We start from the raw sequence: 25,645 nt of genomic DNA, 5'->3' as shown, positions 1-25,645 counted from the left end.
ATCAACATGTTTGATTAGTGGTTCGTTTTTTTTGTTGTTTTGAAAATAAGTTTCATCTGTTTAGCTCTTTCTAGCAGTTGATTGGAGGGCAAGACGAAGACTCCTGCGGGAAAAGCGGAACAGATGAGACCCCGCAGGAGCGCAAGCGACGAGGAGGCTCATTGGCCGCCCGCGGAAAGCGAAGTCTTGCACGGAAATCAACGGCGGTGTAACAAGCGGGCAGCTCATGTATCCTATTTATGCGTCTTTAGATTGAATTAATTTAGTTATATCTCAACTTCTTTTGTGGTATTTTCCTAAATTATATAAAAAAGTATAGTGCTGCTTTTATTTCTAAAAAGGCTACTGCAAAAAAATAAACAAGTTTTTCCGTGTGCAAGCATACATTTTTAAAAGAACGATAACAAGCAATTGGAGGTATGCTTCATGACTAACTCAAAATCTAAGTCAGAAGAAAATGAGCCGCTAATGTACATTGTCCAGCCAAACGCTACGCAAAACCAGCGTTCTATGCAATATTATTTTAGTTCAAAACAGCAAGACAATAAAGGAATAGAGAAAGAGCATGTGTTAAAAGAAGAGCCCAGCTTTTCTTCCATTCAAGAAGTCAAAGAGCCTGACGTAGAAAAAGTGGAAGAGATTAAGAATGAAAAAAAGGAAGAGCGTTCAATTGTTCCCGTGGATATACCGCAATCAGAGAATAAAAAACCAAATAAAATGTTTCAGTCTATGACAATTAAAGAAAAAGTTGAATTTCTATGCAGCTTCCCGCCTCATATGTCTCAGCCTATTTGCGAAATTATATGTCAAAACCAAAAATATATAGGAACAATTTTAGAATTGAAAGAAGGAAGTTTATACGTAAGCGTTCCTCCTAATAAAGAGAAAACAGTATTGACATTTCATGATATTCAGACCATATCTATCATTAAAATTTAAGTAATTCTAAAAGCTAACAGTGAAGAAGCACGTTAGCTTTTATTTTCATAAGTTTGTGAATGCACGGAGGAATGAAGATGACATGGATTTATCTAACATTATTTGTCTTTGCGACGTTTCGACTTACTCGTCTAATTGTTTTTGATAAAATTACAGCGTTTATTCGTAAACCGTTTCATAAAATCGTAGAAGATCAAGATGAACAAGGAAATACAGTAACTTACCTAGAGATAAAAGGGAAGGGACTGCAAAAGTGGATTGGAGAGCTGCTCAGCTGTTATTGGTGTACGGGCATATGGTGTGCAGTAGGGATTTATTTTAGTTATGTGGCGGTCCCACATATTGCTATTCCTATCATTACAATCTTAGCTATTGCAGGATGTGCAGGAATTATAGAATCGTTTATGAAATAAATGGACGAGTTAAAAGACATATTGAACATCAATATGTCTTTTAATAATTAAGGGAAATTTAGCACAACTTTATTTAAAAAAGGGATACCCTCTTGCCACTCTTCGCTATAAAAAAAGCCTTCTAGAATAAATGAAGTTGTATCAGAGGACAGCGGAATGACTACTTGAAAAGAGTCAAATAGTAATTTGTCTTTTGGCTTTAATACGGTTTGCTTAATAGGTTTGATCCAATATTCACCGTCATTTTGAATTTTTTCGTTCCATTTTGGGTGAGCATAGCGCCATTCTAAAGAAGAAGAGGGGATACTGGAAACTTCAATGTCTTTTTCATCAATGATCTTCCCGCTTAATATAGCTGAAGCAGTGGGCTTCATTTTTAAGCAAAGCACCGGAGAGCGTAAAGTACTGCTCGTTTGATTTTGAATAATTACGTTGCCGAATATCGTAAGCTCGCTTTCATCTTGTTCTGGCAACAGTAAAGAATGTTGAAAGAAACAGAGGATATCACTCTTTTCAAACCTTTCCACAGGTTTTTCCACAATTTTTTCGATTACTTTTTCCACAATCTTTTCTTCAATAACAGGCTGTTTTCTCGAGGCTTTTTCTCGAAATGCTTCTGCAATAATTTTTTGTTCAGAAAGCTCGTTTCTTAGTAAATCCAGCTCTTTTTCTAATCCTTCAATTTCTACTTCTTTTTCAGATGTAGAAAGCGTCTCAGCGTGTTTTTTCTTCCAAAACGATGTATTTTCTTTTTCTCGTTCTAAAGCTCGTTCATAGCTTTTTAATTGGTTTTGTACGTGCCGAATTTCCGATTTATAGTGAATGAGCTTTTGTTTTAATTGAGTTAAATCATCTTTAGGGGAAGGGGAGTTACGACTCATCTAGTAGTCTCCTTTCCTGCTGAGCTATGAATTAATTTTGTAAACCTAAGCTGCCCACAGCAGTTTTATTTATATGTATGCGCAAAGCTTGTAAACGATGAAAAAAGAGGAGAAATATTCTCCTCTGATGGTATCTAATTAATCAAAATCTGTTTCAAAAGAACTTTCGTAGCTGCTGCTGCTTTCCTCACAATCATCGTGATGGTGGCGTCTTCCAGGGAAAATCGCTTCACATTGAGGTGGATATTCAACAGGTGCGCAACCGCTGGCTGCATCTATAATTTCAGGACGAGGATAGCAGAAGCTGCCTTCCACTTCAATTTTAACATCTTTTTCAATTTGTACACTGAAACATAACACGAGCTCAAAGCTTAACAGCTGTAAGTCACAGTGTGACAATCTGATAGAACCGCCAGATCCTTCAAAAGAATCAAGGTGAACAACTGGCTCTGTGCCTTCTGGAGCACAAAGGTAAAACGTTTGATGTGTCTTCCATGGAATATTGCAAGAAGTAAGTTCATGATGTTTGTGATGACCACCTAAATCAATTAACTTAATCTTGTAGAACCCACTGATTGACAATCTAACTTCATGAAGAATAACCACTTCTCCATCTGGTAACACGATTTTTCTAGCGCGGCGACCACCGTGTGGCACAAGTTCAATTACTTTATCCAGTGCATCTTCATCTGAAGGATCCACAGGTTTACCGTCACTATCTGTTAAAATAATTTCCACTTCTACGTCATGCCCTAAATCTTTAAGTGCTTCTTCTTCAAATAATGAAGTGTCGTTCGTAAAGATTTGTGGTAAAACAACTTGACGTCTAACCCAGTCGTACACTTTAGGCACGCGGATACATAATGATTCAAAAAGTTCTCCCATTTTTAAACCTCCTAATTGTAATTGTCCTTCCTTTACGCTTTTCGTTACTAGGTATCGGACTACTATAGTGTATGAATGACCTGCTTTTATGTTCCTTAGTAAAAGCGGAATTTATCGGAATAAATTCTAGTTGGAGCGAGCATAAAAAATGAAGGAAATAATAAACTCAATTACAGCATATTCATGTTAATAAAAAGTGTTATTCATCTTTAACTGATTTTTTAGAAGTAGTGGGTTAATTATAATGGAGGAGTGAAGGGCATGAGTGAGGAAAAAACAAAACAATATATTGCTTCATTGAAGTCAGAACTGGCTTTTTATAAAGAAGAATATCAAAAATTCAAACATCAAGAATTTGAATATGAAGATATGAAGGAAGAGTTAGCGGAATTAAAGCAAAAGCATGAAGAAGAAAAAAGAAAACTGGAGGAAAAAATAGATTGGCTTAAAGCATGCGTCAATGAACAAAAATCAAAAACCGAACAGTCTATTGTACAGTACAATCATGAAGCAGAAGGAACAATTCAAGAGCTGCAAAAACGGCTGCGTGAAGTGACAGAGCAAAAGGGAGGAGAAAGATCGAGAGTAAGAAAGCCAAAAAACAGCACGGATTTATTTTTGTCCATGCAGCGCAAAATGGACAAATAAGATAGAACGTCTTTCTTTAGTCCTGAATATAATGTTATAGATAGGATGCTGTGAAAAGGAGGGAAACATGATGTATTATAATTATAATCCTAATCAATACCCTCAGCCCCTGCCTTATCATCCACAACCCATGACACAACAATCGGTGAAGAAAGGGCAGGCTATTCCTAAGCCAGTCCAGTACCCTTCTCCAAAACAAGGTGGTTGCGGCTGCGGTTCAAAATTACCAAAGCGATAAGCAATAGAAGCATTGTCAATCAGACAATGCTTTTTTACATGGAGTGGAGAGAGGTGTAGAGATGCCGGATTTTTTCGATGAATTTGAACGGTTTTTTGAACAGCATATGATGGGAGAACATCGAAAGAGAATGAAAGAAGTAGAAAAAGCAGAAAAGCAGATGGAAAAGCAAGAAAGGAAACTGCAGCAGAATGTAAAAAGACTTGATGAGCAAGATGCTGAAGATCCGTTTGGACAATGAAATTTAATGTACACAGTTGAAAAGCCCATACAAAATCATTTGAGTGAACATACAGTATAGAGAGTAAAACAGAGGGGGTGTAATATTATGGGCTGCGGATTTGGCTACGGTGGTTGTGGTTACGGTGGTGGCTACGGCGGTGGTTTTGCGTTAATCGTTGTATTATTCATTCTATTAATTATTGTTGGTTGTGTTTGTTTTTACAATTAATCCCTTCTATGAATAAGGCACCGAAAAGTGCGGGTGAAGTTTCACTCGCACTTTATTTTTTTATTAAATGTAAAGGGCACCATCTAGGCACATGGTGCATACGATGAAGTATAAATAAAGGAGGTCATGCAAAGTGGATAATAATATGTTTAAAAATATAGAAAAGAAAACAGGCGTTAATATGAAGGATATTTTTGAACTTGCGAATTCTGTACAAAATGCTAATTTTAAAGATGAGCAAACGGTGCGTAATATTGTGAAGCGAGTAGCACAAATTGCGAATAAGCCAATTTCAAAACAAAAAGAAGAACAAATTGTTAAGGCGATTGCAAACAATAATCAATCCATTGATTTTGCGACCATCGCTAAAATGCTAAATGAGAAAAAATAATTTAATATTTTTATATAAAGCCCTGAGGTGTCAGGGCTTTTTTCCATTTAGGCAATTTCATTTGTTTGAAATGCGTTAGAATCAAGATCAAACAGTTCGGGATGCTGTTCTAAGTAATTAATTTCTTTAATACGATGAGCGATAGGAGGGTGAGTTGAAGTAGCTTGATTCAACCACATAAAAAAACCTTTTTCCTGTGAGTGCGTATGAACAAATTCTTCCTGATTTACTTTTTTATTTAGACAATGACCAACCGCAAGTATAGTGAGTGCTTGAGTGGCAGCTTTTGCATCACCAATCGCAACGGAAGCTATGCGATCACATGTATATTCACAGGCCCTAGAGTAAGCTTTTCCTAAAAAAGGAACCCAAAGAGCAGGTAGAATAAGTGAGTGGTAGAGTGTGTGCTTACGTTTGATATGAACTAATTCGTGGGCAATGATAAAAGAAAGTTCTTTTTCTTGATTATCTTCAATCATTTCAACAATGTCGGAGTATAAAACGACAAAGTGACGTCCAAAAAAACGTGTAGCAAACGCGTTTAATAAGCCGCCTGATTGAACAATATAAATATCGGGCAGCTCTAAATCCAGCTCTGAAGATAAATGTTTTGCCTGATGATAAGTGTGCGGGAACTGCTTCTCTGTCAATCTAACTCCATTATTGCGAATTTGAGCAATAGAGAAACCGTGTAGCATAAATGTAATGAAAAAACCGATTGCAATGTAGAGAATGCCGACGAGTGAAATAATTAAAAACAAATAGGTTAATAAGCTGATAACCATACACAAAATGAAAAAAATCTTTTCATTTTCATGAATAAGCTTTGCGTTCAATAATGGAACCTCCTAAAATATAGTAATGCAGTACATAACGTAGTGTAACGCATCTACTTATGAATATCTACCTCTTAGTGGAATATTTGGTTAATAATAGAGGTTGAAACGTAACGGAATCAATCCAATCTAAAGAGGAGAAAATTGGATACATGAGCTCCTACGGGGTCTCATCCCTTCCGCTTTTCCCCAAAGAGCCCTCCAATCAACAGCTAGAAGCAACTAAATATATTAACTCTACATGTACATGACAATAAAAAGTACGAACGGTTAATCAATAATTTTGATTAACCGTTCGTACTTCAATTTGACTAAAATACTTTTGTCCCAGCCTTTTTTACTTTATACTTTTTTTATAAAAGACTTCAGAAATCTTGAAGGATAAGCGGTTTTACCTCTTCTAGTTTGCGGAACAGATAAGTAAAGTGAATTCTGTGCACGCGTCATGGCTACATATAAAAGGCGGCGTTCTTCTTGAAGCGGCACATCATCTCCGCCTCGATAAGCTTCGAGTGCATAATCATGAGGCAATCCTCCGTCTACGCTGCTCAGTACGTATACATGCTTATATTCAAGACCCTTTGCTCGGTGAATGGTGGTTAGCTGAATACTTTCATTAAATTGCTTGCTTAAAGCTTTCATCTCTGTGTTCATGGCAATCATATGATCCACATGCTCTAACAGTTCAGGTACGGTTTTGAATTTACGTGCTACAACTTTTAAATCTCGCACGTCATCCGAACCTTTTTCCATCATATTTCCTTCATTTCCGCGTTTTTTGACAAAATCATCGAATCCCATATCCTTAGAAATCGTCTCAAGTGCTAAAGAAGGAGACATTGATTTTAGCGACTTGAATAAAGGAATTACTTTCTTGAGCTTTTTTTGCTGAAACGGTTTTAAATCTTGAAGATATTCAAGCGCATCAATAAATGTACCGTCATGAAGAATACTTGCTGCTTTTAAGTCATTGACTGCTGTTTTCTTTAAAAAGAGTGCGTTCACTAAATCTTGTAGCGAACTTGCGTCATTTGGATTCACGCTCAAGCGTAGAAATGAAAGTAAACTTCGAACCATTCTTCTTTTATAAAACGAATCCGCATCTTGTTCGATTGAAAATGGCAGGTTTGACTGCGATAAACGTTCAAAGATGGCGCGTGAAGAAGCGTGAGTTCGGTACAAGACCGCGAAGTCAGTTGGAGAAGCTCCTTGCTTAATCTTTTCTTTCATATCCGTTACAATCATTGTTGCTTCTTCTTCTTCGTCGTATGGAAAGAAGAAGGTAGGTCTTAACTCATTATCAAACTGGGCAGCCATTTCTTTTTGTCGGCGCGCTGTATTTCGTGCAATCACTTTATTAGCGGAAGAAACGATGGCGTGAGCTGAACGATAATTTTGGTTTAACGTAATAACAGTTGTATGAGCAAAATCTTTTTCAAAGTTTAAGATGAACGAAGGATCGCTTCCGCGGAAAGCGTAAATTGATTGATCATCATCTCCTACGACACACAAGTTTTTAGAGTCTTCACTTAGCATTTTCATAATTTTATATTGAACTTTATTGATATCTTGAAATTCGTCAATTAAAAAATAGCGAAATCTTTTTTGATAACGAGTTAGCAAATCGGGATTTTGTTTTAGCATTTCATAACATCCATACAGCATGTCATCAAAATCGAATAGCTGTTTTTGCTTTTTGACTTCTTCATAGCGACGATATAAAAAGTGCACATCTTGTTCCCATTTGTCTTTTGGGCGAACATCTTTCACGCCAACAAGCGTGTTTTTCCAATAGCCGATTTGCTGAAGTGCCTGATCAAACGGGAAATCTTTTTCATCCACGTGGAGCTCTCTTGCTGCTTCTTTCACGATCTGTTCTTTTTGCCAATCCCATTTCAGCAGGCGATCCATTTGCCACGCTTGAGGATTGTGATGAACAATCATACGTAAGAAAATGCTGTGAAAAGTTCCAACTAGCATTTGACGAAGATGTAAGCCGGACATCTTTGGATATGTAGCCAATCGTTCTTTCATTTCTTTAGCTGATTTAGCCGTGAAAGTCACCAGCATAATGGATTTTGGATCAATTTGTTTTTCTTGTATCATATATGCGGTGCGAGCTGTTAACACACGCGTTTTTCCGCTTCCTGCACCGGCTAGAATAAGAAGAGGTCCTTCTGAATGTGTAACAGCTTTCCATTGGTTCGAATCTAATTCAATACCGCTCTCTTTAAATTCATTTAAATAAGGAGAGTCAGAGTGTTTAGGAACAGGTGGTTTTGAGCGAAAAGCAGGAACACTTGAAAAAGGCGCGGAAGACCTCCATGTCGCTTTCTCTTTTACAGTTGAATTTTTCTCACCAATAGCTCGTCCTTTAGGAATACGAAATCCATTGGTTTCTCTGTATTCAGCCGGAGTTTCTTTTATTTGTTGTACAGCTGTTGTTTCTGATAGTGTGTCTGAACACTCTTCTCTTTCATGAGGAACTTGAGCATGATAAAAGTAAGGAGAATGTTCAATCCCCAGGTATAATTTAACTGGTTCTCCGCAGTGAGCACATGTTATTTCTCCTCGGAGACTAGCTTCATATAAATATTGAAATCGGTCTCTAGCCGTTATAGCAAGATTAAGTATCTGTTTTTGATAAAGTGCACGTTGCAAAAAACATGGCCTCCTTTGTAAAACATGAACAATCAATAGTAAATAAGAGGGAGTTAAAGCAAGAAGCCGCTCTTGTTCTACATCGATATAGATGTGTATATACGCACAGTTTTTATTCTATAATCAAAGTCTATCATATCAAAATCATCTTTTTTTAAAAAGAGTACGGATATTTTTGGAGGGATACGATGTAAAAAAGGGTATATATTGAGTAAGAGATCACATATGTTCAAAAAAAGGCGGTATAGATACAAAGTGCTATCTGTTTTGAACAAGTCTAGAAGAGGGCGTAAGTGAGCTGTTTCAATGTCGATACTTCTTGCGAAAAATACTGAGGTCCGGGAGTAGAAGGTATCTTGAAAAAGAGGAGGGTTCATATGGGATATATACTGCCCGTCATACCTTATCAATCTATTCAATATGCAAATCGCCTTCAAAAAAATAATGCTTCTTTTTCAAATCGTATTTGGCCTGTCCAGAAAAAAAGCTTTGACGAAGAGTTTGAATCGCGTTCTCACTCATTGGAATTGACGCCAAGTTCCGTACAAAAGCGAAAAAAGCTTCAAGCAGCAGAGCGTGTATACAGCAAGCTAACAAATAAGGGCCTAGTGATTAATACACGGGTATAATAGAAAAAATCGTGAACGCAGCAGAATGAATGCGCTCACGATTTTTAACAAAGTAATGAACAAGTAAAAAACACCTTAGTAAGATTCAATAAAAAGTGTACGGCCCTGCTGCCATTCAGCATAAAGCACCTGTTTATAATCGGTAAATCCCTGTTTTTTTAACTGTTTCTTTAGCCAGTCTTCATCAAAGCCTGACTGAATTAAGTTTTTCAAAAGCAAACGTCCATCACTGACGAAGGCGATAGATAAAACAGGTTCAGAAGGAGGCAGCTGCAAATCGCTTCTTGTTGGTTTAGCATAATCAGATTTTGGCAGTACGCTTAGCGAGCCATCTGTTTCTAAAATTGCATATTCAACTTCACGAATGGAAAATATGTCTTTTGAACGCAGCATATGAAGAAGCTGATCGATATCTAATCGATTTTTGCTAAGTTCTTTGTACGAAATTTTCCCTTTTCGAATAATAATAGATGGCCGTCCTTCTAAAAACAAGCGCAGGCGAATATTTTTTTGAGTAATAACTTCGGTGACATAAATAAGCGCTCCCCAAAAGATAACAGCAAATAAAATTTTGCCTATGCCTACTTCTGAGTCATATAACGCATTTCCTACTAACTCTCCTAATACAAGAGCAGAGATAAAATCAAAAGTGGTAAGCTGAGTGATCGTCGCTCTGCCTAAAAATTTAGTTAAGATAAACAAGCAGATAAATCCGATAAAGAGTTCTAGTGCAATTCCGATAAGTTCATCCATATTTTCACCTAATTCACATGATTAGGTATTAGTATAAGCAAAGCAAAGGTTCTTATCCTTTAAAAAAGCAAAAACACCAGGTTCAATTCCTAGTGTTTTTTACTTAGTTTCTTTACCATCTCTACATGTGGAATTCCAGCATCCATAAATTCACCTGAAACCGTTACGTAGCCTAGCTTTTTATAAAATCTTTCCGCATGCGTTTGAGCATGCAGCTTAATCTTTTCAATCTCATGCTCTGCTGCGATCTCTTCTAACTTATCCATCAAAAGCTTTCCTACACCGTCTTTTCGATAAGAAGAAAGAACGCAGATTCGTTCGGCTTTTCCATAGTCCTCTACCATACGGAAGCGTCCTGCCCCAATTGGTGCAGTTCCTTTGTATACAACTAAATGCAGGGCTTCGGAATCGTATTCATCGATTTCTTGCTCTACATCAACCTGCTGTTCTTCTACAAATACTTTTTGACGTACGAAGTAAGCATCAGAAGGATCTTGTTTGTTCGTTAGTACTTTGATGTTCACGTATCTTATCCCTTTCCAAGACGAAATGTTTCAAACACAGTCCATGTTTCATTTTCAAGCTGGTACATTAAATGAAAGCGATCAACTGTTTCTTCATGAGCGACATCTACAAGCTTCAACTGGCTATACACATCTAAGTGCTCATCATCTGAAAGTCGTTGACCAATTGTAATATGTGGAATAAATGAATACTCAGTTGGCTGTTCGAGATTGCCTTCATGAAGTTTATTGTAAAGTGACGTCAGTTCTGGCTTTTGTTCCACTTTTAAGTAAATAACGTTATTGGCTGGTGAAAATGAGCTTACTTTCGTTACATTTAATGTAAATGGATTTGTTTCTTCGGCAATTTTACGCAAATTAGCCGCAATTTCATCAATTTGGTCTTCTGTAGCTTCAAAGACTTCTTTTAATGTAAGATGAGGCGGAATTAATGAATAGTGAGAATCATAGCGCTTTCGATAAGAATTCGCTACATCTTGCAATTTTTTAGATGGAAAAAGTACAACGCCAAATTTCATAAAAAATCCCTCCAAAGTAAGATCATAAAATATGTATAAAGCGAGCTTATTATAACAAATTTTCAAAAAATATGATATCTTTCTACTTCAACATATATTGAAGCGACCGCTTTACGTCTTTTTGCCAGTATTTCCACGTATGATTTCCATTAAATTCTTCGTAGAAAACAGAATATCCACGCTGCTTCATTTGTTCGTGCAACAGGCGGTTAGGCTCAATAAAGTTCAATATACCGTCTTGTGTTGTTTTGACGTCCGTTTCTTCCGTTCCAATAACATGATACAAATCCAGAAGTGAAGGAGAAGCAAATGAGTTGACCGTTTGTAATACAGCATCGTTCACGAAAGGAGAATGCATAATTACTTTCCCGAACGTGTGAGGATACGCAATGGCCGTCAGCAGTGAAACTGTAGCAGCAAGCGAATCACCAATTAGAACACGCGATTTTCCCATTTGATATGTAGGATATGTTTTATCCAAAAATGGCACAAGTTCATGTGCTAAAAAGCGAATGTAAGCATCTACCTGCTTTCCTTCTGGATGATACTTATCGCGTCTGTCTTCCACGCTTTTATATGGAATTCCAACAAAAATAGTACGATCGATTTCTGACTCGTTCATTAAATCATCGATTAAACGAGGTGTACGTCCGTACATAACATAATCTTTTCCGTCTTGGGCGATAAGTAGAGAATACTTATAGAGCGTAGAATAGTTTGACGGCAAATAGACTAGCAACGTGACATCTTCTTGCAGTGCGTCACTATAAAAAGAAATTTCTTCTAACTTCCGCTTACTTTCTGACATGAATAATCGACTCCTATGCATTTGAATGAAAGCGTTACCTTTATTGTAACACATTTTCTAAAAATCGTTCTTTATTTTATTGTAACGAATTTTTTAGCGAATGACGAGAAAGAGGCATGCGTTGCTAAAAAAAGAGGTTGGGACGTAACGAAATGAATTTCATCCAAACATAAACAATCTGGATATATAATCTGGGCAGCTTGCTCGGCCGCAGTTGATTTCCGTGCAAGACTCCGCTTTCCGCGGGCGGCCGGTGAGCCTCCTCGTCGCTTGTGCTCCTGCGGGGTCTCACCTGTTCCACTGTTTCCGCAGGAGTCTTCGACTTGCCCTCCAATCAACTGCTAGAAGGAATGAAACAGATAAAACCTGCGTCCACTTTAACAAAAAAAACGAATCATCAATCAAACAGTTTGATTGATGATTCGTTTTTTTGTTAATCTAATTTTTTCATCTTTTTAAACATATCTTTTTCTGCTTGAGTGGCTTTTTCTAGCGGTTTTTTCGTATATTCCTCTTCTTTTTCATCAATCGAAACCAATTCTGTGTCATTTTTTACATAACTTCGGATATTGCGAGCACCGAAATAGCCGTTTACATCTTTCAAAATAGGCTTGTTTTCTTTTTGATCATAAAGAGTATATGAATTCTCTTCTTTAACGATAGCATAGTGATTTCCTGCGAGCAGAGCCACTGCTTCTTTTTCGCTTTTTCCAAAAGTAGACATGAGAAACAGAACGATTAAGATGATAAAGAAAAGGGCTGTTGCGCCAATGAAAAATAATAATAAGCCTCTGCTAAATTTACTTTGTTTTTCTTCCACAGTAGACAAACCTCCTGATTCGATAATTTTATTATAGCAAGTAAATGTAATGAGCGCCTAAAGAGATATGTGACGAGTTTATGAACTCAGGCAGATGAACAAAAAAGGTTTTTAGCGGCTCTCATCGAATTTAGTATAAAGAGAGACAACAACTTGAAAAGGAGAGAGAGACATGACAGCGAAAAAAATCCCAACGAGCAAAGAAGTAGCAAAGGCAACATTTAATTTGCTGGAAGAGCGTGGCGTAACAGTTTTGGATATTGCTGAAATTGTGTATGATTTACAGCTTCCTTATCATCTAGCTCTAACCATTCAGGAATGCGCTGAAAGCGTAGAGAGAGTACTGCAAAAGCGAGAAATTCAGCATGCCCTTCTAGTTGGAATCGAACTTGATAAGTTAGCTGAGCAAAATAAATTATCAGAACCTCTTCAAAGTATTGTAGAACAAGACGAAGGGTTGTTTGGCGTTGACGAAACGATTGCTTTAGGTGCCGTTTTAACCTATGGCAGTATCGCTGTTACGACCTTTGGCTATTTAGATAAAGTAAAAGTAGGTATTATTGAAAAGCTAGACTGTAAAAAAGAAAAAGGAGTTAATACCTTTTTAGATGATTTGGTAGCGAGCGTAGCTTCTAGTGCGGCAAGTCGTTTGGCTCACCGTCAGCGTGATGAACAAGAACAGCTGCAAGAAGGCAATCCGGCTACGTAATAAACTTCTTTTAGTATGTATATAAGCTGCGTAAATTAACGCGTTAAAATGATTTAGTCTTTTATTTGAATAACGGAGGCTAGGCACGTAGGAGATACGTGCCTAGCCTCCGTTAATGGAACGATTTATGGCTGTAGTGAAGTAGTCATAAGATAGCTTAAGTTTTCCAGTCCAAGACTTTCATAAAAAGCACGTGCTTTTTCGTTAAATGCCCATACGGTAAGCTGGAGGTCATTTGCTCCTTTTTGTACAGCCCACTGTTTCGTAGCAGAAAAAAGACCTTTTCCTACCCCATAATTTTGAAAGCCTTTTTTTACACCAAAATATTGGATGTATGCTGTGTAGGAAAGCGGAGCTAACGTGGTGGGAGGGTTATATTTTAATTCAACAACAGACGCTCCAATAATTTGATTTCGATATTGAGCTACAAGAATATCAATGGTTGCATAATAAAGGGTAGCTTGATATTGTTCTGGAGATAAAACAGCCATTTGGTTATCAAACATAGAAGGAAGCGCATTTGCGTGGAGTTCTAGTGATTCCCCTAATATTTTATTTACTTCTGTATAATCATCTAGTTTTGCAGTGCGATAGATAATATCCATACACACTTCACCTACTTTTTAAAAGTTGTGCTTTATCATATGTAGCAACTTAGAAAATGTTAAATGAGAATGAAAACCTGAAAATTTTAAGTGAAGAACCGCACTAAACAGAGCATATATTTTATGCTCTGTTTGATGTTGTAGTTGAAGAATATATAAGGGCGAAACATTAAATTCTAGTTTCAGCAATAGCATCGCGTACTTTTTCAAGCGAGTGTTTAGAGGTGTCTTTATTCGCAATCATTACATTAACATACAAAGCATCAATGAGGCTTAGCTGTCCAATTCTCGAGGCGAGAGCTTCAGATCGATATTCGGTTTCTTCTGAACTTGTATAAAGAGAAACGTCAACGTTTTGACTTAATGGAGATTTAGGAAAACCCGTGATCCCAATCGTTTTGGCACCGTTCGCTTTTGCTGTATTTAAAATGTTCATCGTGTCTTTATTTGTTCCAGAATGAGAAATCACTACCGCTACATCTTGTTTCGTCAATTGAGAAGCGGACATAAGCTGGAAATGGGAATCGATAAATGCAAACGTTTTAATTCCTGTTCGCACAAATTTATGAAAAGCATCCATAGCTACGACTGAAGAGCCTCCCGTGCCATAAAATTGAACTTTATCGGCCTTCATTAAAAGTTTGACGGCTTTTTCAATAGCATTGCCCTCTAGTATTTGTAATGTATTCTCAAGCGTTCGCACGTTGGAGCGAAAGATTTTTTCAGCGATCGTTTTTTCATTATCCGTTTCAGCAATTTCCTCGTGAATCTGCTGAATAGGCGTCATAATTTCAGCAGCCAGCGCTATTTTCATCGCCTGATAGCCCTTGAAGCCAATTCGTTTACAAAAGCGAAAGACTGTTGCATCAGCTACATTTAAATCGTCTGCTACTTCGTTAATGGTACTGTGAATAATTTGTTCCGGCTGTTCTAAAATATAATTTGCAATTTTTTTCTCTTTTTCACTGAATCTAGCATAGTGAGAACGAATTTTTCCTAAACAATTTTGCGTCATAACTGATGTTCCTTTCCACGAATTTAGTAGTAAAAAGAGTATAGCACAAAAATATGTGTGAAAAAAATTTTCTTGTAAACGATTGCAAAATGAAAAATAATTCGTATAATGGAGGTAATGTGAAATTTTTTTTCAAAGGGAGTTTGTAAAATGAAAATTGGATTAATCGGTTTAGGAAAAATGGGATATAATTTATCATTAAATTTAATGGAAAATCATCATGAAGTTGTAGCTTATGATGTGAATAAAGAAGCGGTAGAAAAACTTTCAAATGAAGGAGCAGCTGGTGCCTTTACTATTGAAGAGTTAGTCAACGAACTGCCTGCTTCACCTAAAGTTGTATGGGTTATGGTTCCGGCTGGAGAAGTAACGGAAAATGTGATTACAGAACTAAAAGAACTTCTGTCAGAAGGAGATATTGTAATAGATGGAGGAAACTCTAATTATAAAGAATCTGTTCGACGTGCTCAGGATCTTCAGGAAAAAGGTATTTACTTCTTTGATGTAGGGACAAGCGGCGGAATGGAAGGTGCAAGAAACGGAGCGTGTACAATGATTGGCGGAGATGCAGAAGCATTCCGTACAATTGAACCAATTTTTAGTGATATTTGCGTAGAAAATGGATTTATGTACGCAGGCAAAAGCGGAAGCGGTCACTTTTTAAAAATGGTTCATAATGGTGTAGAATATGGAATGATGCAATCCATTGCTGAAGGATTTGAAGTTCTGGAAAAAAGTCAGTTTGATTTCGACTATGAAGCCGTAGCGCGCGTTTGGAATAATGGATCTGTCGTTCGCTCTTGGTTAATGGAACTAACGGAAAATGCGTTTTCAAAAGATCCTAAACTAGATAGTATTAAAGGAGTCATGCAGTCTTCTGGTGAAGGGAAATGGACCGTAGAGACTGCCCTTGATCTTCAAACGGCAACTCCTGTTATTGCTTTATCGCTAATGATGCGCTATCGTTCATTAGAGGAAGATACATTTACAGGAAAAGTTGTAGCAGCACTTCGAAATGAATTCGGCGGTCACGGTGTTGTAAATAAGTAAAGTAGTAAAGTAGGGGGACAGCAGCATGAGCAAAAAATATGCAATAGGTGTAGATATCGGAACAACGAGTACAAAGTCTGTATTATTTTCAGTAGACGGTACAGTCATTGCTAACCATGGGATTGAGTATCCACTATACTCGCCTACGCCCGCGATGGCTGAGCAAGATCCTGAAGAAATTTTTCAAGCAGTTGTACGTACCATTCAAACGGTTGTAAAAACAAGCGATGTAAAACCTGAGGATATTTTATGCGTTTCATTCAGCTCAGCTATGCACAGTGTTATTGCCGTTGATCAGCAGGGAAAGCCGCTGACAAAATGTATTACGTGGGCCGATAATAGAAGTGCAGAATGGACGGAAAAAATTAAAAATGAATACAACGGCCATGAGATTTATTTACGTACAGGCACGCCTATTCACCCGATGTCGCCACTTTCCAAGCTAACATGGCTTTCTAATGAACAGCCTGAATTAGTGAAGGGAACACATAAGTTTATTTCAATTAAAGAATATGTATTCTTTAAGTTGTTTAACGAATATGTGATCGACTATTCGATTGCATCAGCAACAGGTTTATTTAATCTGAAAAATCTTGCGTGGGATGAAGAAGCATTAAAAGTAGCAGGTGTGACGACAGATCAGCTATCCACTCCTGTTTCAACTATGCATCAAGTGAAAGGGCTAAACACAGAGCTTGCAGTTGAGATGCACTTACTGCCGGATACGCCCTTTATTGTAGGTGCAAGCGATGGCGTATTATCAAACTTAGGTGTAAATGCGATTGAACCAGGCGTTGTTGCAGTAACAATTGGGACAAGCGGAGCTATTCGAGCAGTCACTGACAAGCCAGTAGTCGATCCTAAAGGTCGTATTTTCTGTTATGCGTTGACAGAAGACCACTGGGTAATTGGCGGCCCTGTAAATAACGGAGGCATGATTTTTAGATGGGCTCGTGATCAATTTGGAGCGTCGGAAGTCGAAACAGCTAAACGTCTTGGAAAAGATCCATATGAAGTATTAACGGATATTGCGGCTTTAGTGAAACCTGGAGCAGACGGCTTATTGTTTCATCCATACCTGTCAGGAGAGCGTGCGCCGCTTTGGGATGCAAATGCTAAAGGTTCGTTCTTTGGCCTAGGTTTGCATCATAAAAAAGAACATATGATTCGCGCCGTATTAGAAGGCGTTATTTTTAACTTGTATACGGTATTATTGGCACTTGAAGAGTTAATTGGAGAACCTACGAAAATTCAGGCAACAGGCGGATTTGCACGTTCCGCACTTTGGCGCCAAATGATGGCAGATATTTTTAACCAAGAAGTATCCGTGCCGGAAAGCTTTGAAAGTTCATGTCTAGGAGCAGTTATTCTTGGCTTATATAGCCTTGGCGAAGTCGACTCATTAAACGTTGTTTCCGATATGGTTGGAGCGACTAATCATCATTATCCAATCAAAGAAAACAGTGAAGTATATAAAGAGTTAACGACTATCTATATTCGTTTGGCTCGTTTATTTAAAGAAGAATACGAAAGCATTACGGCTTTTCAAAAAAAATACGTACATTAAGTTCAAAAATCATCGCTTGAAGCTTTCAGGCGATGATTTTTTGTGTGTTAGGTTATCTAACAACCAAAAGAGTTAACACTACACAATATATAAAAGTTCCCTCAAATAATGTTACAATTTGTCCAGTGTATCCCTGTTTCGCATTAAATATAATAAGGAATAACGTTAGTATTTATCACATACTAGAAGGAATCGTCACAAACGCCTTTATATTTCAGAAAATTCAAATAAAATTTGTTTTTTGAAATGAACTTATTTTATGAAAAGGGGTTTTATGGATGAAAACACAAATCGAGCAAGATGGAATTGTGACGCTCACAGATGAGACGCACAATCAGCTGAGCGGAAGCGATCTTTGGAATGAAGATTTACGTCCTACTACGATGAAAGAACATTCTTGGAAAGGAGTTAACTTTGCCACGCTTTGGATTGGGATGTGTCTGTGTATTCCAGCTTACACAATGGCGAGCGGAATGATGACGCTTGGAATGAACTGGTGGCAGGCAATTGGTACAATCTTTTTAGGAAATGTAATTGTTCTTATTCCTATTTTGCTTAATTCTCACGCTGGAACCAAGTTTGGCATTCCTTATCCGGTATTTGCCCGCCTGTGGTTTGGAGATAAAGGAGCACATATCCCAGCACTGGCTAGGGCTATTGTGGCTGCTGGATGGTTTGGAATTAATACATGGATTGGAACGGAAGCAATTGATACACTGCTAAGCGCTTCATTTTCATCTTGGAATGGTTTAGCTGGTCATACAGCCATTGTATTTGCTCTCTTTTGGCTTTTAAATGTAGGAGTGGCGTATAAAGGACCGCAAGCAATTAAAGTGTTAGGAGCGATTGCTGCTCCGGTTATTGGTATTTCAGCTATTATTCTTTTTATATGGGCTTATACAAACTCAGGAGGGTGGGGCCCCATTTTATCTACGCCTTCTAAATTTACATCCACCGGAGAATTTCTAGCTGTATTTTTCCCTGCTTTAACCGGAGTCATTGCATTTTGGGCTACGCTCGCTTTGAACATTCCGGATTTTTGTCGATATGCTAGAAGCCAGAAATCCCAAATGGTTGCGCAAACCTTCTCCTTGCCGTTGACGATGAGTGTTTTTTCATTTATTGGAATTGCTGTTACCTCGGCAACCATCGTTATATTCGGAGAAGCTATTTGGGATCCAGTGGCGTTAGTAGCTAAATTCCCTCCGTTTATCATTTTCTTAGGAACAATCGTTATCGTGCTTTCTTCTTTAACGATTAATGTGGGAGCAAATATTGTGGCGCCGGCCCGTGCAATTGAGAATCTGAATCCAAAGAAAATCACGTTTGCGATGGGAGCGCTAGTAACCGGTATCTTTGCTATTTTGCTTCAGCCATGGTACATCATGTCTAATTTCGGGAATTATATCTTTGGATGGCTTGGAACATACGGAGCGCTGCTTGGTCCTATAGACGGCATCGCCATTGCTGACTACTGGCTTGTAAGAAGGAGACAGATGGCATTAAAGGATTTATACGAGGTAAACGGTCGCTATAGTTATTCAACTGGTTTTAATAAAAACGGTATTTATGCATTAGTAATTGGCGTGGCCATACCTGTTTTAGGCTTACTGATTCCTGGACTGCGCTTTTTATGGGATAATGCCTGGACATTTGGTCTATTCATTTCTATCATCGCCTATACGTATCTCATGAGAGGAGATAAAAGTGTATTAGCGCCGGGAGAATATGAAGAAATAACGTTAAAAACAAGCGAAAAACCAATTATCGACAGTCAAACCGCTGATCCCACCATCACTAAATAAATAAGATGAATCCAATCATTAACATGATTGGATTTTTTTGTGCGTTGAAACTCTATGGAAGAAAATTGATAAAATTTTTTTGAGTTTTTTTATTGATTTAAGAATTTTTTTTTCATATAATTTAAGTAATAAAAAGATGAAATCGTTTTCTGATTTAATTAATGTAAACGATTTCGATAATTAAAACGTATTTTTAAAAAAATTAACAGGTTTAGAGCTTTTTTGCTACATAAAGAAAGCGTTTACTTAAGGGGAAGGTGGAAAGCAAGATGGATGCATACTTATTAGCTATTACGGTTGTCGCAATTGTTATTGTTATTGTAGGTGTTTCAGTTTTTAAATGGCATGCGTTTATCAGTTTAACGGTTGCGAGTTTGTTTTTAGCAATTGCTTCTGGGTTATCAATGGATAAAATTGTTGCCGCTTACGAAACGGGAGTGGGCGGTGTTTTAGGACACTTAGTAGGAATTTTAGCACTGGGAACAATTTTAGGTAAGCTGATGGCTGATTCAGGCGCTGGCATGCAGGTAGCGGATTATTTTGTAAGAATATTCGGTGTGAAAAGATTGCCGTGGGCAATGCTAGTAGCAGGTTTCATTATTGGTATTCCTGTTTTCTTCGAAGTAGGAATTTTAATCTTACTGCCTTTAGTTATTTCGATTCATAAAACAACAAAACAAAATATATTATTGATTGCTCTGCCAGTTATTGCAGGATTATCAATTGTTCACGGTCTCGTTCCTCCTCATCCGGGAGCGATGGCAGCTATTAGTATTTACGGAGCAAATACGGGGAAAGTGCTTTTATACGCGTTAATCATTTCAATTCCAGCAGCAGTTATCGCTGGACCAGTTTTTGCAAAATGGGTTAACAAACGAGTAATTCCAGAAGGAGAGCCGGATTTAATTCGTATCACGACAACATCTAAAAATCTTCCTGGTACAGGCGTTTCATTCTTTGTTATTTTACTTCCTGTTTTATTAATGGTTTTAGCAGCAATAGTGCCTATTATTAACGGATTGCCAAGCGGCGTAGTGAAGTTTGTAGAATTAATAGGAAGTCCATTAATTGCACTTTTAATTTCTTGTTTTGCAGCGTTTTACCTGCTTGGAAAACGTCAAGGTATGACAAAAGATGTGATTAAAAAACTAACGGAAGAATGCTTGCTTCCTGTAGGATCTATTGTCTTGATTATTGGTGCAGGCGGTGGCTTCAAACAAGTATTAATCGATAGTGGAGTAGGTACAACGATTGGTCAAATGTCTGAACATCTATCTCTATCACCACTTGTACTTGCATTTTTAATTGCTGGATTAATCCGTATCGCTACGGGTTCAGCAACAGTTGCATTAACAACAGCGGCGGGTATTGTTTCACCGATCATTGAGCACATGTCTGGTGTTAATTTAGAACTTCTGGTTATCGTTACGGGCGCGGGTTCACTAATGTTCTCTCACGTTAATGATGCTGGATTCTGGATGGTGAAGGAGTATTTAGGATTAACAGTAAAAGAAACGTTCAAAACATGGACTGTTCTGGAAACGCTTCTATCCTTTATTGCTTTTGCAGGAGCACTTATTCTAAATGCAATAATCTAAAAATAAGACTCTTTTACTCTATGTAAAAGAGTCTTATTTTTTTATGAAAGAAAAGAATTTACTAGAAAAATAATCAAAATATTTTATTTATTCGTTAAATTATGGCAAAATAGAAATAGAAGAACAATAGCTTCTAAGAAGGGAATGACAGAGAGTGAGTAATCAACTAGTATTTTTCACAAACTTTTCAGAAGGAAAATTAGATTCAGACGTTTCTTGGTATTGTCCACCAGCTCAATTTCAAATTGATACGGAAACGAATCGATTAGTGATTAAAACAGACGCTAAAACAGATTTTTGGCAGCGTACTCATTATGGCTTTGAAGCGGACAATGGACACTTTCTTTACCGTGAAGTAGAAGGCGACTTTGAAATCATGACAAAGGTGCATACATATCCAGTTAATCGCTACGATCAAGCAGGTCTCATGATTCGTGTATCAAAAGATACGTGGATCAAAACGTCAGTTGAATACAATCCCGATGGCCCTAACCAATTAGGAGCAGTCGTAACCAACCAGGGCTTCTCAGATTGGTCCAGTCAAAATTTTACTCAAAACAAATCAGCGCTTTATTTTAAAATTCAGCGCAAAAATGATGATTACACCGTTTGTTATTCAAGTGATGGAGATTCCTGGACTCAGCTCCGACTCGCTCACTTATTGCACTCATCCAAAGAACCTGTTCAAGTTGGGATTTACGCTTGTAGTCCTCAAGGAGAAGGATATGAGGCCCAATTTGATTTTATAAAAGTAGAAAAGCTTTAAACGAAAAACACGATTTAGTCACAGCTAAATCGTGTTTTTTATTTAGAGAGTACATTATCTAAAGGCTGTGTGGCAGCAGTGGGTGTCGATTGATTGTGTAAAGCAATTTTTTGTTTGAAATAGCTGATGACAAACCCTGTAATCGCAATGGACATAACAGAGAAAATTCCTTTTGAAAATCCAATTGAATACATGCTCGACAGCACGACGAGGAAATCAAATGAAAAATTCACTTTTCCAGGATCCCAACCGAATTTTCGCTGCGCGAATAACGCTAGAATATTAGCACCCCCAAGAGAAGCTCCGTTCATAAATAAAATGGATAAGCCAAGACCGGCAATTAGTCCGCCCGTAACAGCACCCATCAGGCTGGGAAGTGTAAAAGCAGGAAGCAAGTGATCGAGTGAAGTGAGAAGTGATAGCAAAGACACTGATCCTATAGTTGTGACGGTAAATTTCCATCCCATTTGAAAGAAGGAAAAGAGATAAAAAGGAATATTAATGAGAAAAAAAATCACCGCAAACGACAAAGGAAGGGCATATGACAAGCTAAGAGACAGACCAGCTGTTCCCCCCGTCACTACGTGAGAGTGCCGCAAGATAAGAACACCAATACTTGCAATCGTACATCCAAGAATAATCCATAAAACTTTTTTCATAAATAAACCCCTTTGTTTGTTTTTTCGGAATTTTCATTTTCAATTATCTACTTTAATGATAGGATATTAAATAAAGAAAACACATGTATAAATGAAGGAAATAATACTTGTTCTGTTATCAACTTGAATAAAGATTTTATTTATTATATTCATTTTGAAAGGAAAGGTTTGTATGGATCAAATCGATGCACAATTATTGTCTATTTTGCAAAGAGACGGGCGTATGACGATTAGTGATTTATCAAAAAAGCTGGCTCTTAGCCGTCCAAGCGTATCAGAAAGGCTGCAGCGCCTTCAGGAACGAGGAGTGATACAGCGTTTCAGCGCTACGGTGTCTCCGAAAGCTTTAGGGAGAGATACACAGCTGTTTATTCAAGTAAGCGAATTAAAAAGAAAACCAGAGGAATTTGAAGACTTTATTGAGCAAAATGAAGATGTGCTTGAATGTCATCGCGTAACGGGACCGGTTTCTTATTTTATCAAAGCAGCCGTGTCTGGAATGGATGGACTTAGAATGCTCGTGGATGAACTGATTCCTTATGGAAATGTGAATACCTCAATTATTTTAAAGTCGCCTGTAGAAAACAGGATGATTACTCCTATACAAAAACCGACCCCATAAGAGGCCGGTTTTTTGTGTAAGGACATATTAATAAAACCCTTTAATAATATAAAAATGATTTTGCAAAATATCAGGAACTTCTTCTTCTGAAACGTTTCTTTTCGTCTTTTTTCCGCTGTCTGTTACAGTTAGTGTTTCACCAGAGAGGGTAATTCGCCCTGTAGGTGTTGCGATCGTAACAAGGCGTTTGTGTACAAACGGAGAATCAGCTGACGTTTGATTGAACTCACACATGGGAGTAAAGTCTGTCAGTTTCTTAGGAAGCGTAGACACACGGTACAGCGTTTTCCATACATCATCTTCCCATCGCTGCAAATCATACATATGCTCAGCAACGTTTGTCATACGATAAGAGCCGCTTACATCTCTTACTACTTCGCCATTTAAAGGCATTGGCTTGCGAACAGAATCTCCAAATCCAACGTCTACGATGTAAGACTGATTTTCAACCGTCACAAGGTTTGTAGCGTGACTTCCTTCAATGGTCCACGTGCCATCGGGTTTTTTGACGGTAGCTGAAACGTACGAGACTTCATAACCGCTTTCTTTTAACAGCCAGCCAAATAAACCGTTTAATTCGTAGCAAAATCCTCCGCGCAAATTTACAATTACTTTTTGAAAGATCCGTTCTAAATCAATGATAATAGGAGTTTGAGACAAAACGTCTAAGTTCTCAAACGGAACATGAAGCATATGCTTGTTCTGTAAAGCAGCTAAGTTTTCATAGGTTGGGCTATCCGGTTTCTTAGCTAAAAACCGACTAAAGTAATAATTAATATTCATCAAATACACCTCTTAGTGAATCATTTCTCTTTGTCTTTAAGCTTAGCAGAATATTCATGTAACAGCGTTTTTTCAATGGTTTCTTTGGAAGCAAATTCTTTCAATCTCAGCTTTTTGTTCTTTACTGACTTCTCTTAAAGGATTAGTGGCTAGAAAACATAGTGGACAGACAAAATCAAAATAAAATTCAGCGTGTGCTTTCATCCCGTCATGCTCCTTTATGGCATGTTTTTAGTTTATCAAAAGTAAAGACGGTTCTTCCAACTTGGGAACTGTGGAAAAATAGTTGACAAAATTGGATAACTCTTTCTATAATATAGTCAATACATATCACGAGCGATTAGTTCAGTGGGAGAATACATCCTTGACAGGGATGGGGTCGGGGGTTCGAATCCCTCATCGCTCATACCAAAGCCGTTTTCTTATTAATAAGAGAGCGGCTTTTCTCTTTGGCTTAACAAACCAATGCTATATTAAATCTTGAGCGCGCATAGAAGAATTAAAGTATAATGAAACATAGTGCATCAGGTCATGATAAAGATAATCACTAATTTAAAATAAATGAGGGTACAAAATGAATCAAAGAAGTTTTAGTCAATATGGTCTTAGTGACAAGGTAGCTAAGGCGCTTTCTAGCCTGCAATACAATCATCCTACGGAAGTACAAAGTAAGGTGCTTCCCATTGCGCTAGAAGAAAGAGATGTGGTCGTGAAGTCTCAAACAGGAAGTGGAAAAACGGCTTCCTTCGGCATTCCACTGTGTGAATTAGTTAACTGGGAAGAAAATAAGCCCCAAGCCTTAGTGTTAACACCTACACGAGAGCTGGCTGCGCAGGTAAAAGAAGATATTACAAATATCGGCCGTTTCAAGCGAATTAAAGCAGCAGCTGTTTATGGAAAATCACCGTTTGCCAAGCAAAAAGTAGAATTAAAGCAAAAAACACATATTGTTGTAGGTACGCCTGGACGAGTGCTTGATCATATAGAAAAAGAAACGCTGGCATTAGAGAAAATTCGTTATTTGGTTATTGATGAAGCAGATGAAATGCTAAATATGGGTTTTATTGACCAAGTGGAAGCGATTATTCAACATCTTCCTAGTGAGCGTGTAACGATGCTTTTCTCGGCTACGCTTCCGGAAGATATTGAAGAACTGTCTCGCAAATATATGAAGAAGCCGGTTGATGTTGAAATCAAAGCGAACGGATTAACAACAAGCACGATTGACCATTCTGTTATAACAGTACAAAATGAAGGTAAATTTGAACTGCTGAAAGACGTAACTACAGTAGAAAATCCAGACAGCTGCATCATTTTTTGCCGCACGCAAGAGCAGGTAAATACGCTGTTAGATGATTTAGATGATCTTGGATATCCTTGTGATAAAATTCATGGGGCAATGGTGCAAGAAGACCGTTTTGAGGTTATGAATGATTTCAAAAAAGGGAAATTCCGCTATTTAGTAGCAACAGATGTAGCTGCGAGAGGAATTGATATTGATAATATCACGCACGTTATTAACTATGACCTTCCGTTGGAAAAAGAAAGCTACGTTCACCGTACGGGAAGAACGGGACGTGCCGGTAAAAAAGGGAAGGCTATCACATTTGTAACGCCTTATGAAGAGAGAATGCTATCGGAAATTGAAGAATATATTGGTTTTTCGATTCCAGTATCTACTCCTCCTTCTAAAGAAGAAGTACAGCAGGCAGCATTCGCTTTTAATGAAAAAATTAATGAGCGTCCAGAAGTTAAAAAAGATAAAAGCGAGTCATTAAATAAAGACATTATGAAGCTGTACTTTAACGGCGGAAAGAAAAAGAAAATTCGAGCGGTCGATTTTGTAGGAACAATCGCAAAATTAGACGGAGTAACCGCAGACGATATTGGAATTATTACCATTCAAGAAAATGTCTCGTATGTAGAGATTCTGAATGGAAAAGGTCCCAAAGTGTTGCAAGCAATGAAAAACAAAACAATTAAAGGAAAGAAATTAAAAGTTCATAAAGCGATTAAATAATAAAGGGAAGTCCATCTTTTTAAAGATGGGCTTTATTTATACAGCCAATAA

31 protein-coding genes and 1 tRNA gene are annotated in these 25,645 nt (G+C 37.7%); 18 read left to right on the top strand and 14 right to left on the bottom strand.

All coding sequences use genetic code 11. The annotated features are described in order from the left end of the window. The first annotated feature begins 77 nt into the window (after positions 1-77). The 3 genes from ACRPLQ_RS15705 to ACRPLQ_RS15695 all read left to right on the top strand — a co-directional run bounded on the left by ACRPLQ_RS15705 (position 78) and on the right by ACRPLQ_RS15695 (position 1,352). Positions 78-212 (top strand): hypothetical protein, encoded by a 135-nt coding sequence (locus ACRPLQ_RS15705; RefSeq protein WP_255219837.1) that lies wholly within the window; start codon positions 78-80, stop codon positions 210-212. Between the two features lie 214 nt (positions 213-426). Then, entirely contained in the window at positions 427-939 is a 513-nt protein-coding gene (locus ACRPLQ_RS15700; RefSeq protein ID WP_034267633.1) for a CotO family spore coat protein, read from the top strand. A gap of 77 nt (positions 940-1,016) precedes the next feature. Further along, on the top strand, positions 1,017-1,352 hold the full coding sequence (locus ACRPLQ_RS15695) for a DUF1360 domain-containing protein (protein ID WP_034267630.1): 336 nt from the start codon (positions 1,017-1,019) through the stop codon (positions 1,350-1,352). 47 nt (positions 1,353-1,399) lie between these two features. On the opposite strand, the gene ACRPLQ_RS15690 is transcribed toward ACRPLQ_RS15695, so the two are convergent. Continuing rightward, positions 1,400-2,233, bottom strand: coding sequence for a hypothetical protein (locus tag ACRPLQ_RS15690; protein WP_034267627.1), 834 nt, complete (start codon positions 2,231-2,233; stop codon positions 1,400-1,402). Positions 2,234-2,371: 138 nt separating this feature from the next. Next, positions 2,372-3,118 (bottom strand): hypothetical protein, encoded by a 747-nt coding sequence (locus tag ACRPLQ_RS15685; RefSeq protein WP_034267624.1) that lies wholly within the window; start codon positions 3,116-3,118, stop codon positions 2,372-2,374. A 261-nt stretch (positions 3,119-3,379) separates the two neighbouring features. Between ACRPLQ_RS15685 and ACRPLQ_RS15680 the strand changes: the two genes are divergently transcribed. From ACRPLQ_RS15680 to ACRPLQ_RS15660, 5 genes are all read left to right on the top strand, one after another. Next, positions 3,380-3,766 carry a hypothetical protein gene (locus tag ACRPLQ_RS15680; RefSeq protein WP_034267621.1) on the top strand — a complete coding sequence of 129 codons (387 nt, stop codon included), beginning with the start codon at positions 3,380-3,382 and terminating at the stop codon, positions 3,764-3,766. 67 nt (positions 3,767-3,833) lie between these two features. Beyond that, positions 3,834-4,004, top strand: coding sequence for a hypothetical protein (locus tag ACRPLQ_RS15675; protein ID WP_335387621.1), 171 nt, complete (start codon positions 3,834-3,836; stop codon positions 4,002-4,004). Positions 4,005-4,065: 61 nt separating this feature from the next. Further along, positions 4,066-4,245, top strand: coding sequence for a hypothetical protein (locus tag ACRPLQ_RS15670; RefSeq protein ID WP_432236161.1), 180 nt, complete (start codon positions 4,066-4,068; stop codon positions 4,243-4,245). 87 nt (positions 4,246-4,332) lie between these two features. Continuing rightward, positions 4,333-4,455: a YjcZ family sporulation protein gene (locus ACRPLQ_RS15665; protein ID WP_013055448.1), complete on the top strand. Its 123-nt coding sequence runs from the start codon at positions 4,333-4,335 to the stop codon at positions 4,453-4,455. 133 nt (positions 4,456-4,588) lie between these two features. Continuing rightward, a complete protein-coding gene (locus tag ACRPLQ_RS15660; RefSeq protein ID WP_013055449.1) occupies positions 4,589-4,846 on the top strand; it encodes a stage VI sporulation protein F in 258 nt (85 codons plus the stop codon). A 47-nt stretch (positions 4,847-4,893) separates the two neighbouring features. Here the strand turns inward: ACRPLQ_RS15660 and ACRPLQ_RS15655 are convergent, their stop codons facing one another. After that, positions 4,894-5,682: a M48 family metallopeptidase gene (locus ACRPLQ_RS15655; protein WP_230624603.1), complete on the bottom strand. Its 789-nt coding sequence runs from the start codon at positions 5,680-5,682 to the stop codon at positions 4,894-4,896. 342 nt (positions 5,683-6,024) lie between these two features. Next, entirely contained in the window at positions 6,025-8,343 is a 2,319-nt protein-coding gene (locus ACRPLQ_RS15650) for an ATP-dependent helicase (RefSeq protein WP_034267618.1), read from the bottom strand. Positions 8,344-8,720: 377 nt separating this feature from the next. Between ACRPLQ_RS15650 and ACRPLQ_RS15645 the strand changes: the two genes are divergently transcribed. After that, the gene (locus ACRPLQ_RS15645) at positions 8,721-8,972 is read left to right on the top strand and encodes a hypothetical protein (RefSeq protein WP_432236160.1); all 252 of its coding nucleotides are present in this window, start codon (positions 8,721-8,723) and stop codon (positions 8,970-8,972) included. Positions 8,973-9,047: 75 nt separating this feature from the next. On the opposite strand, the gene ACRPLQ_RS15640 is transcribed toward ACRPLQ_RS15645, so the two are convergent. The 6 genes from ACRPLQ_RS15640 to ACRPLQ_RS15615 form a co-directional block, all read right to left on the bottom strand. Continuing rightward, the gene (locus tag ACRPLQ_RS15640; RefSeq protein ID WP_028412339.1) at positions 9,048-9,725 is read right to left on the bottom strand and encodes a DUF421 domain-containing protein; all 678 of its coding nucleotides are present in this window, start codon (positions 9,723-9,725) and stop codon (positions 9,048-9,050) included. A gap of 89 nt (positions 9,726-9,814) precedes the next feature. After that, positions 9,815-10,249 (bottom strand): GNAT family N-acetyltransferase, encoded by a 435-nt coding sequence (locus tag ACRPLQ_RS15635; RefSeq protein ID WP_432236159.1) that lies wholly within the window; start codon positions 10,247-10,249, stop codon positions 9,815-9,817. Between the two features lie 5 nt (positions 10,250-10,254). Continuing rightward, the gene (locus ACRPLQ_RS15630) at positions 10,255-10,767 is read right to left on the bottom strand and encodes a YjcG family protein (RefSeq protein ID WP_013055455.1); all 513 of its coding nucleotides are present in this window, start codon (positions 10,765-10,767) and stop codon (positions 10,255-10,257) included. Between the two features lie 82 nt (positions 10,768-10,849). Then, a complete protein-coding gene (locus tag ACRPLQ_RS15625; protein WP_028412337.1) occupies positions 10,850-11,575 on the bottom strand; it encodes an alpha/beta hydrolase in 726 nt (241 codons plus the stop codon). A 71-nt stretch (positions 11,576-11,646) separates the two neighbouring features. Then, on the bottom strand, positions 11,647-11,913 hold the full coding sequence (locus tag ACRPLQ_RS15620) for a hypothetical protein (RefSeq protein ID WP_432236158.1): 267 nt from the start codon (positions 11,911-11,913) through the stop codon (positions 11,647-11,649). Between the two features lie 95 nt (positions 11,914-12,008). Beyond that, positions 12,009-12,395 carry a hypothetical protein gene (locus ACRPLQ_RS15615; RefSeq protein ID WP_028412336.1) on the bottom strand — a complete coding sequence of 129 codons (387 nt, stop codon included), beginning with the start codon at positions 12,393-12,395 and terminating at the stop codon, positions 12,009-12,011. A gap of 172 nt (positions 12,396-12,567) precedes the next feature. Between ACRPLQ_RS15615 and ACRPLQ_RS15610 the strand changes: the two genes are divergently transcribed. Beyond that, entirely contained in the window at positions 12,568-13,104 is a 537-nt protein-coding gene (locus ACRPLQ_RS15610; RefSeq protein ID WP_432236157.1) for a phosphatidylglycerophosphatase A family protein, read from the top strand. A 125-nt stretch (positions 13,105-13,229) separates the two neighbouring features. Here ACRPLQ_RS15610 and ACRPLQ_RS15605 read toward each other — a convergent pair whose 3' ends face one another. After that, positions 13,230-13,709, bottom strand: a complete 480-nt coding sequence (locus ACRPLQ_RS15605) for a GNAT family N-acetyltransferase (protein WP_028412334.1) — start codon at positions 13,707-13,709, stop codon at positions 13,230-13,232. Positions 13,710-13,878: 169 nt separating this feature from the next. Then, the gene (locus ACRPLQ_RS15600; RefSeq protein ID WP_014461544.1) at positions 13,879-14,724 is read right to left on the bottom strand and encodes a MurR/RpiR family transcriptional regulator; all 846 of its coding nucleotides are present in this window, start codon (positions 14,722-14,724) and stop codon (positions 13,879-13,881) included. A 150-nt stretch (positions 14,725-14,874) separates the two neighbouring features. On the opposite strand from ACRPLQ_RS15600, the gene gnd reads away from it, so the two are divergent. The 5 genes from gnd to ACRPLQ_RS15575 all read left to right on the top strand — a co-directional run bounded on the left by gnd (position 14,875) and on the right by ACRPLQ_RS15575 (position 21,510). Beyond that, positions 14,875-15,774: a phosphogluconate dehydrogenase (NAD(+)-dependent, decarboxylating) gene (gene gnd, locus ACRPLQ_RS15595; protein WP_432236156.1), complete on the top strand. Its 900-nt coding sequence runs from the start codon at positions 14,875-14,877 to the stop codon at positions 15,772-15,774. 25 nt (positions 15,775-15,799) lie between these two features. After that, entirely contained in the window at positions 15,800-17,341 is a 1,542-nt protein-coding gene (gene gntK / locus ACRPLQ_RS15590) for a gluconokinase (protein WP_028412332.1), read from the top strand. A gap of 278 nt (positions 17,342-17,619) precedes the next feature. After that, entirely contained in the window at positions 17,620-19,146 is a 1,527-nt protein-coding gene (locus ACRPLQ_RS15585) for an NCS1 family nucleobase:cation symporter-1 (protein ID WP_033578068.1), read from the top strand. Between the two features lie 269 nt (positions 19,147-19,415). Then, complete coding sequence (locus ACRPLQ_RS15580; protein ID WP_165635476.1) at positions 19,416-20,744, top strand: gluconate:H+ symporter; 1,329 nt, start codon at positions 19,416-19,418, stop codon at positions 20,742-20,744. A 154-nt stretch (positions 20,745-20,898) separates the two neighbouring features. Further along, positions 20,899-21,510 carry a DUF1349 domain-containing protein gene (locus tag ACRPLQ_RS15575; RefSeq protein WP_028412329.1) on the top strand — a complete coding sequence of 204 codons (612 nt, stop codon included), beginning with the start codon at positions 20,899-20,901 and terminating at the stop codon, positions 21,508-21,510. 38 nt (positions 21,511-21,548) lie between these two features. Here ACRPLQ_RS15575 and ACRPLQ_RS15570 read toward each other — a convergent pair whose 3' ends face one another. Continuing rightward, positions 21,549-22,169 (bottom strand): YitT family protein, encoded by a 621-nt coding sequence (locus ACRPLQ_RS15570; RefSeq protein ID WP_033578070.1) that lies wholly within the window; start codon positions 22,167-22,169, stop codon positions 21,549-21,551. Between the two features lie 172 nt (positions 22,170-22,341). Here ACRPLQ_RS15570 and ACRPLQ_RS15565 point away from each other — a divergent pair, with 172 nt between their 5' ends. Then, entirely contained in the window at positions 22,342-22,791 is a 450-nt protein-coding gene (locus ACRPLQ_RS15565) for an Lrp/AsnC family transcriptional regulator (RefSeq protein ID WP_034269385.1), read from the top strand. A 27-nt stretch (positions 22,792-22,818) separates the two neighbouring features. On the opposite strand, the gene ACRPLQ_RS15560 is transcribed toward ACRPLQ_RS15565, so the two are convergent. Continuing rightward, positions 22,819-23,574 (bottom strand): arylamine N-acetyltransferase family protein, encoded by a 756-nt coding sequence (locus ACRPLQ_RS15560; RefSeq protein WP_224979838.1) that lies wholly within the window; start codon positions 23,572-23,574, stop codon positions 22,819-22,821. Positions 23,575-23,908: 334 nt separating this feature from the next. Between ACRPLQ_RS15560 and ACRPLQ_RS15555 the strand changes: the two genes are divergently transcribed. Together ACRPLQ_RS15555 and ACRPLQ_RS15550 are read left to right on the top strand one after the other, a co-directional pair. Continuing rightward, positions 23,909-23,980: transfer RNA gene (locus ACRPLQ_RS15555), tRNA-Val, on the top strand. 168 nt (positions 23,981-24,148) lie between these two features. Further along, positions 24,149-25,594, top strand: a complete 1,446-nt coding sequence (locus tag ACRPLQ_RS15550) for a DEAD/DEAH box helicase (protein ID WP_033578076.1) — start codon at positions 24,149-24,151, stop codon at positions 25,592-25,594. Positions 25,595-25,645: the final 51 nt, after the last annotated feature.

Origin of the sequence: Priestia sp. TRN 1309 (assembly GCF_050846875.1) — a bacterium.
GTDB lineage: Bacteria > Bacillota > Bacilli > Bacillales > Bacillaceae_H > Priestia > Priestia zanthoxyli.
Note: the sequence above shows the minus strand (reverse complement) of the source record. Positions and strands in the feature narration are given on the sequence as shown.

Bases quoted from the DNA above. Each gene is read 5' to 3' on its own strand.
- gntK (WP_028412332.1), top strand. From the start codon at position 15,800: ATGAGCAAAAAATATGCAATAGGTGTAGATATCGGAACAACGAGTACA.
- ACRPLQ_RS15675 (WP_335387621.1), top strand. From the start codon at position 3,834: ATGATGTATTATAATTATAATCCTAATCAATACCCTCAGCCCCTGCCT.
- ACRPLQ_RS15695 (WP_034267630.1), top strand. From the start codon at position 1,017: ATGACATGGATTTATCTAACATTATTTGTCTTTGCGACGTTTCGACTT.
- ACRPLQ_RS15600 (WP_014461544.1), bottom strand. From the start codon at position 14,724: ATGACGCAAAATTGTTTAGGAAAAATTCGTTCTCACTATGCTAGATTC.
- ACRPLQ_RS15645 (WP_432236160.1), top strand. From the start codon at position 8,721: ATGGGATATATACTGCCCGTCATACCTTATCAATCTATTCAATATGCA.
- ACRPLQ_RS15570 (WP_033578070.1), bottom strand. From the start codon at position 22,169: ATGAAAAAAGTTTTATGGATTATTCTTGGATGTACGATTGCAAGTATT.
- ACRPLQ_RS15625 (WP_028412337.1), bottom strand. From the start codon at position 11,575: ATGTCAGAAAGTAAGCGGAAGTTAGAAGAAATTTCTTTTTATAGTGAC.
- ACRPLQ_RS15610 (WP_432236157.1), top strand. From the start codon at position 12,568: ATGACAGCGAAAAAAATCCCAACGAGCAAAGAAGTAGCAAAGGCAACA.
- ACRPLQ_RS15680 (WP_034267621.1), top strand. From the start codon at position 3,380: ATGAGTGAGGAAAAAACAAAACAATATATTGCTTCATTGAAGTCAGAA.
- ACRPLQ_RS15580 (WP_165635476.1), top strand. From the start codon at position 19,416: ATGGATGCATACTTATTAGCTATTACGGTTGTCGCAATTGTTATTGTT.
- ACRPLQ_RS15640 (WP_028412339.1), bottom strand. From the start codon at position 9,725: ATGGATGAACTTATCGGAATTGCACTAGAACTCTTTATCGGATTTATC.
- ACRPLQ_RS15700 (WP_034267633.1), top strand. From the start codon at position 427: ATGACTAACTCAAAATCTAAGTCAGAAGAAAATGAGCCGCTAATGTAC.
- gnd (WP_432236156.1), top strand. From the start codon at position 14,875: ATGAAAATTGGATTAATCGGTTTAGGAAAAATGGGATATAATTTATCA.
- ACRPLQ_RS15630 (WP_013055455.1), bottom strand. From the start codon at position 10,767: ATGAAATTTGGCGTTGTACTTTTTCCATCTAAAAAATTGCAAGATGTA.
- ACRPLQ_RS15665 (WP_013055448.1), top strand. From the start codon at position 4,333: ATGGGCTGCGGATTTGGCTACGGTGGTTGTGGTTACGGTGGTGGCTAC.
- ACRPLQ_RS15565 (WP_034269385.1), top strand. From the start codon at position 22,342: ATGGATCAAATCGATGCACAATTATTGTCTATTTTGCAAAGAGACGGG.
- ACRPLQ_RS15685 (WP_034267624.1), bottom strand. From the start codon at position 3,118: ATGGGAGAACTTTTTGAATCATTATGTATCCGCGTGCCTAAAGTGTAC.
- ACRPLQ_RS15560 (WP_224979838.1), bottom strand. From the start codon at position 23,574: ATGAATATTAATTATTACTTTAGTCGGTTTTTAGCTAAGAAACCGGAT.
- ACRPLQ_RS15585 (WP_033578068.1), top strand. From the start codon at position 17,620: ATGAAAACACAAATCGAGCAAGATGGAATTGTGACGCTCACAGATGAG.
- ACRPLQ_RS15670 (WP_432236161.1), top strand. From the start codon at position 4,066: ATGCCGGATTTTTTCGATGAATTTGAACGGTTTTTTGAACAGCATATG.
- ACRPLQ_RS15550 (WP_033578076.1), top strand. From the start codon at position 24,149: ATGAATCAAAGAAGTTTTAGTCAATATGGTCTTAGTGACAAGGTAGCT.
- ACRPLQ_RS15690 (WP_034267627.1), bottom strand. From the start codon at position 2,233: ATGAGTCGTAACTCCCCTTCCCCTAAAGATGATTTAACTCAATTAAAA.
- ACRPLQ_RS15605 (WP_028412334.1), bottom strand. From the start codon at position 13,709: ATGGATATTATCTATCGCACTGCAAAACTAGATGATTATACAGAAGTA.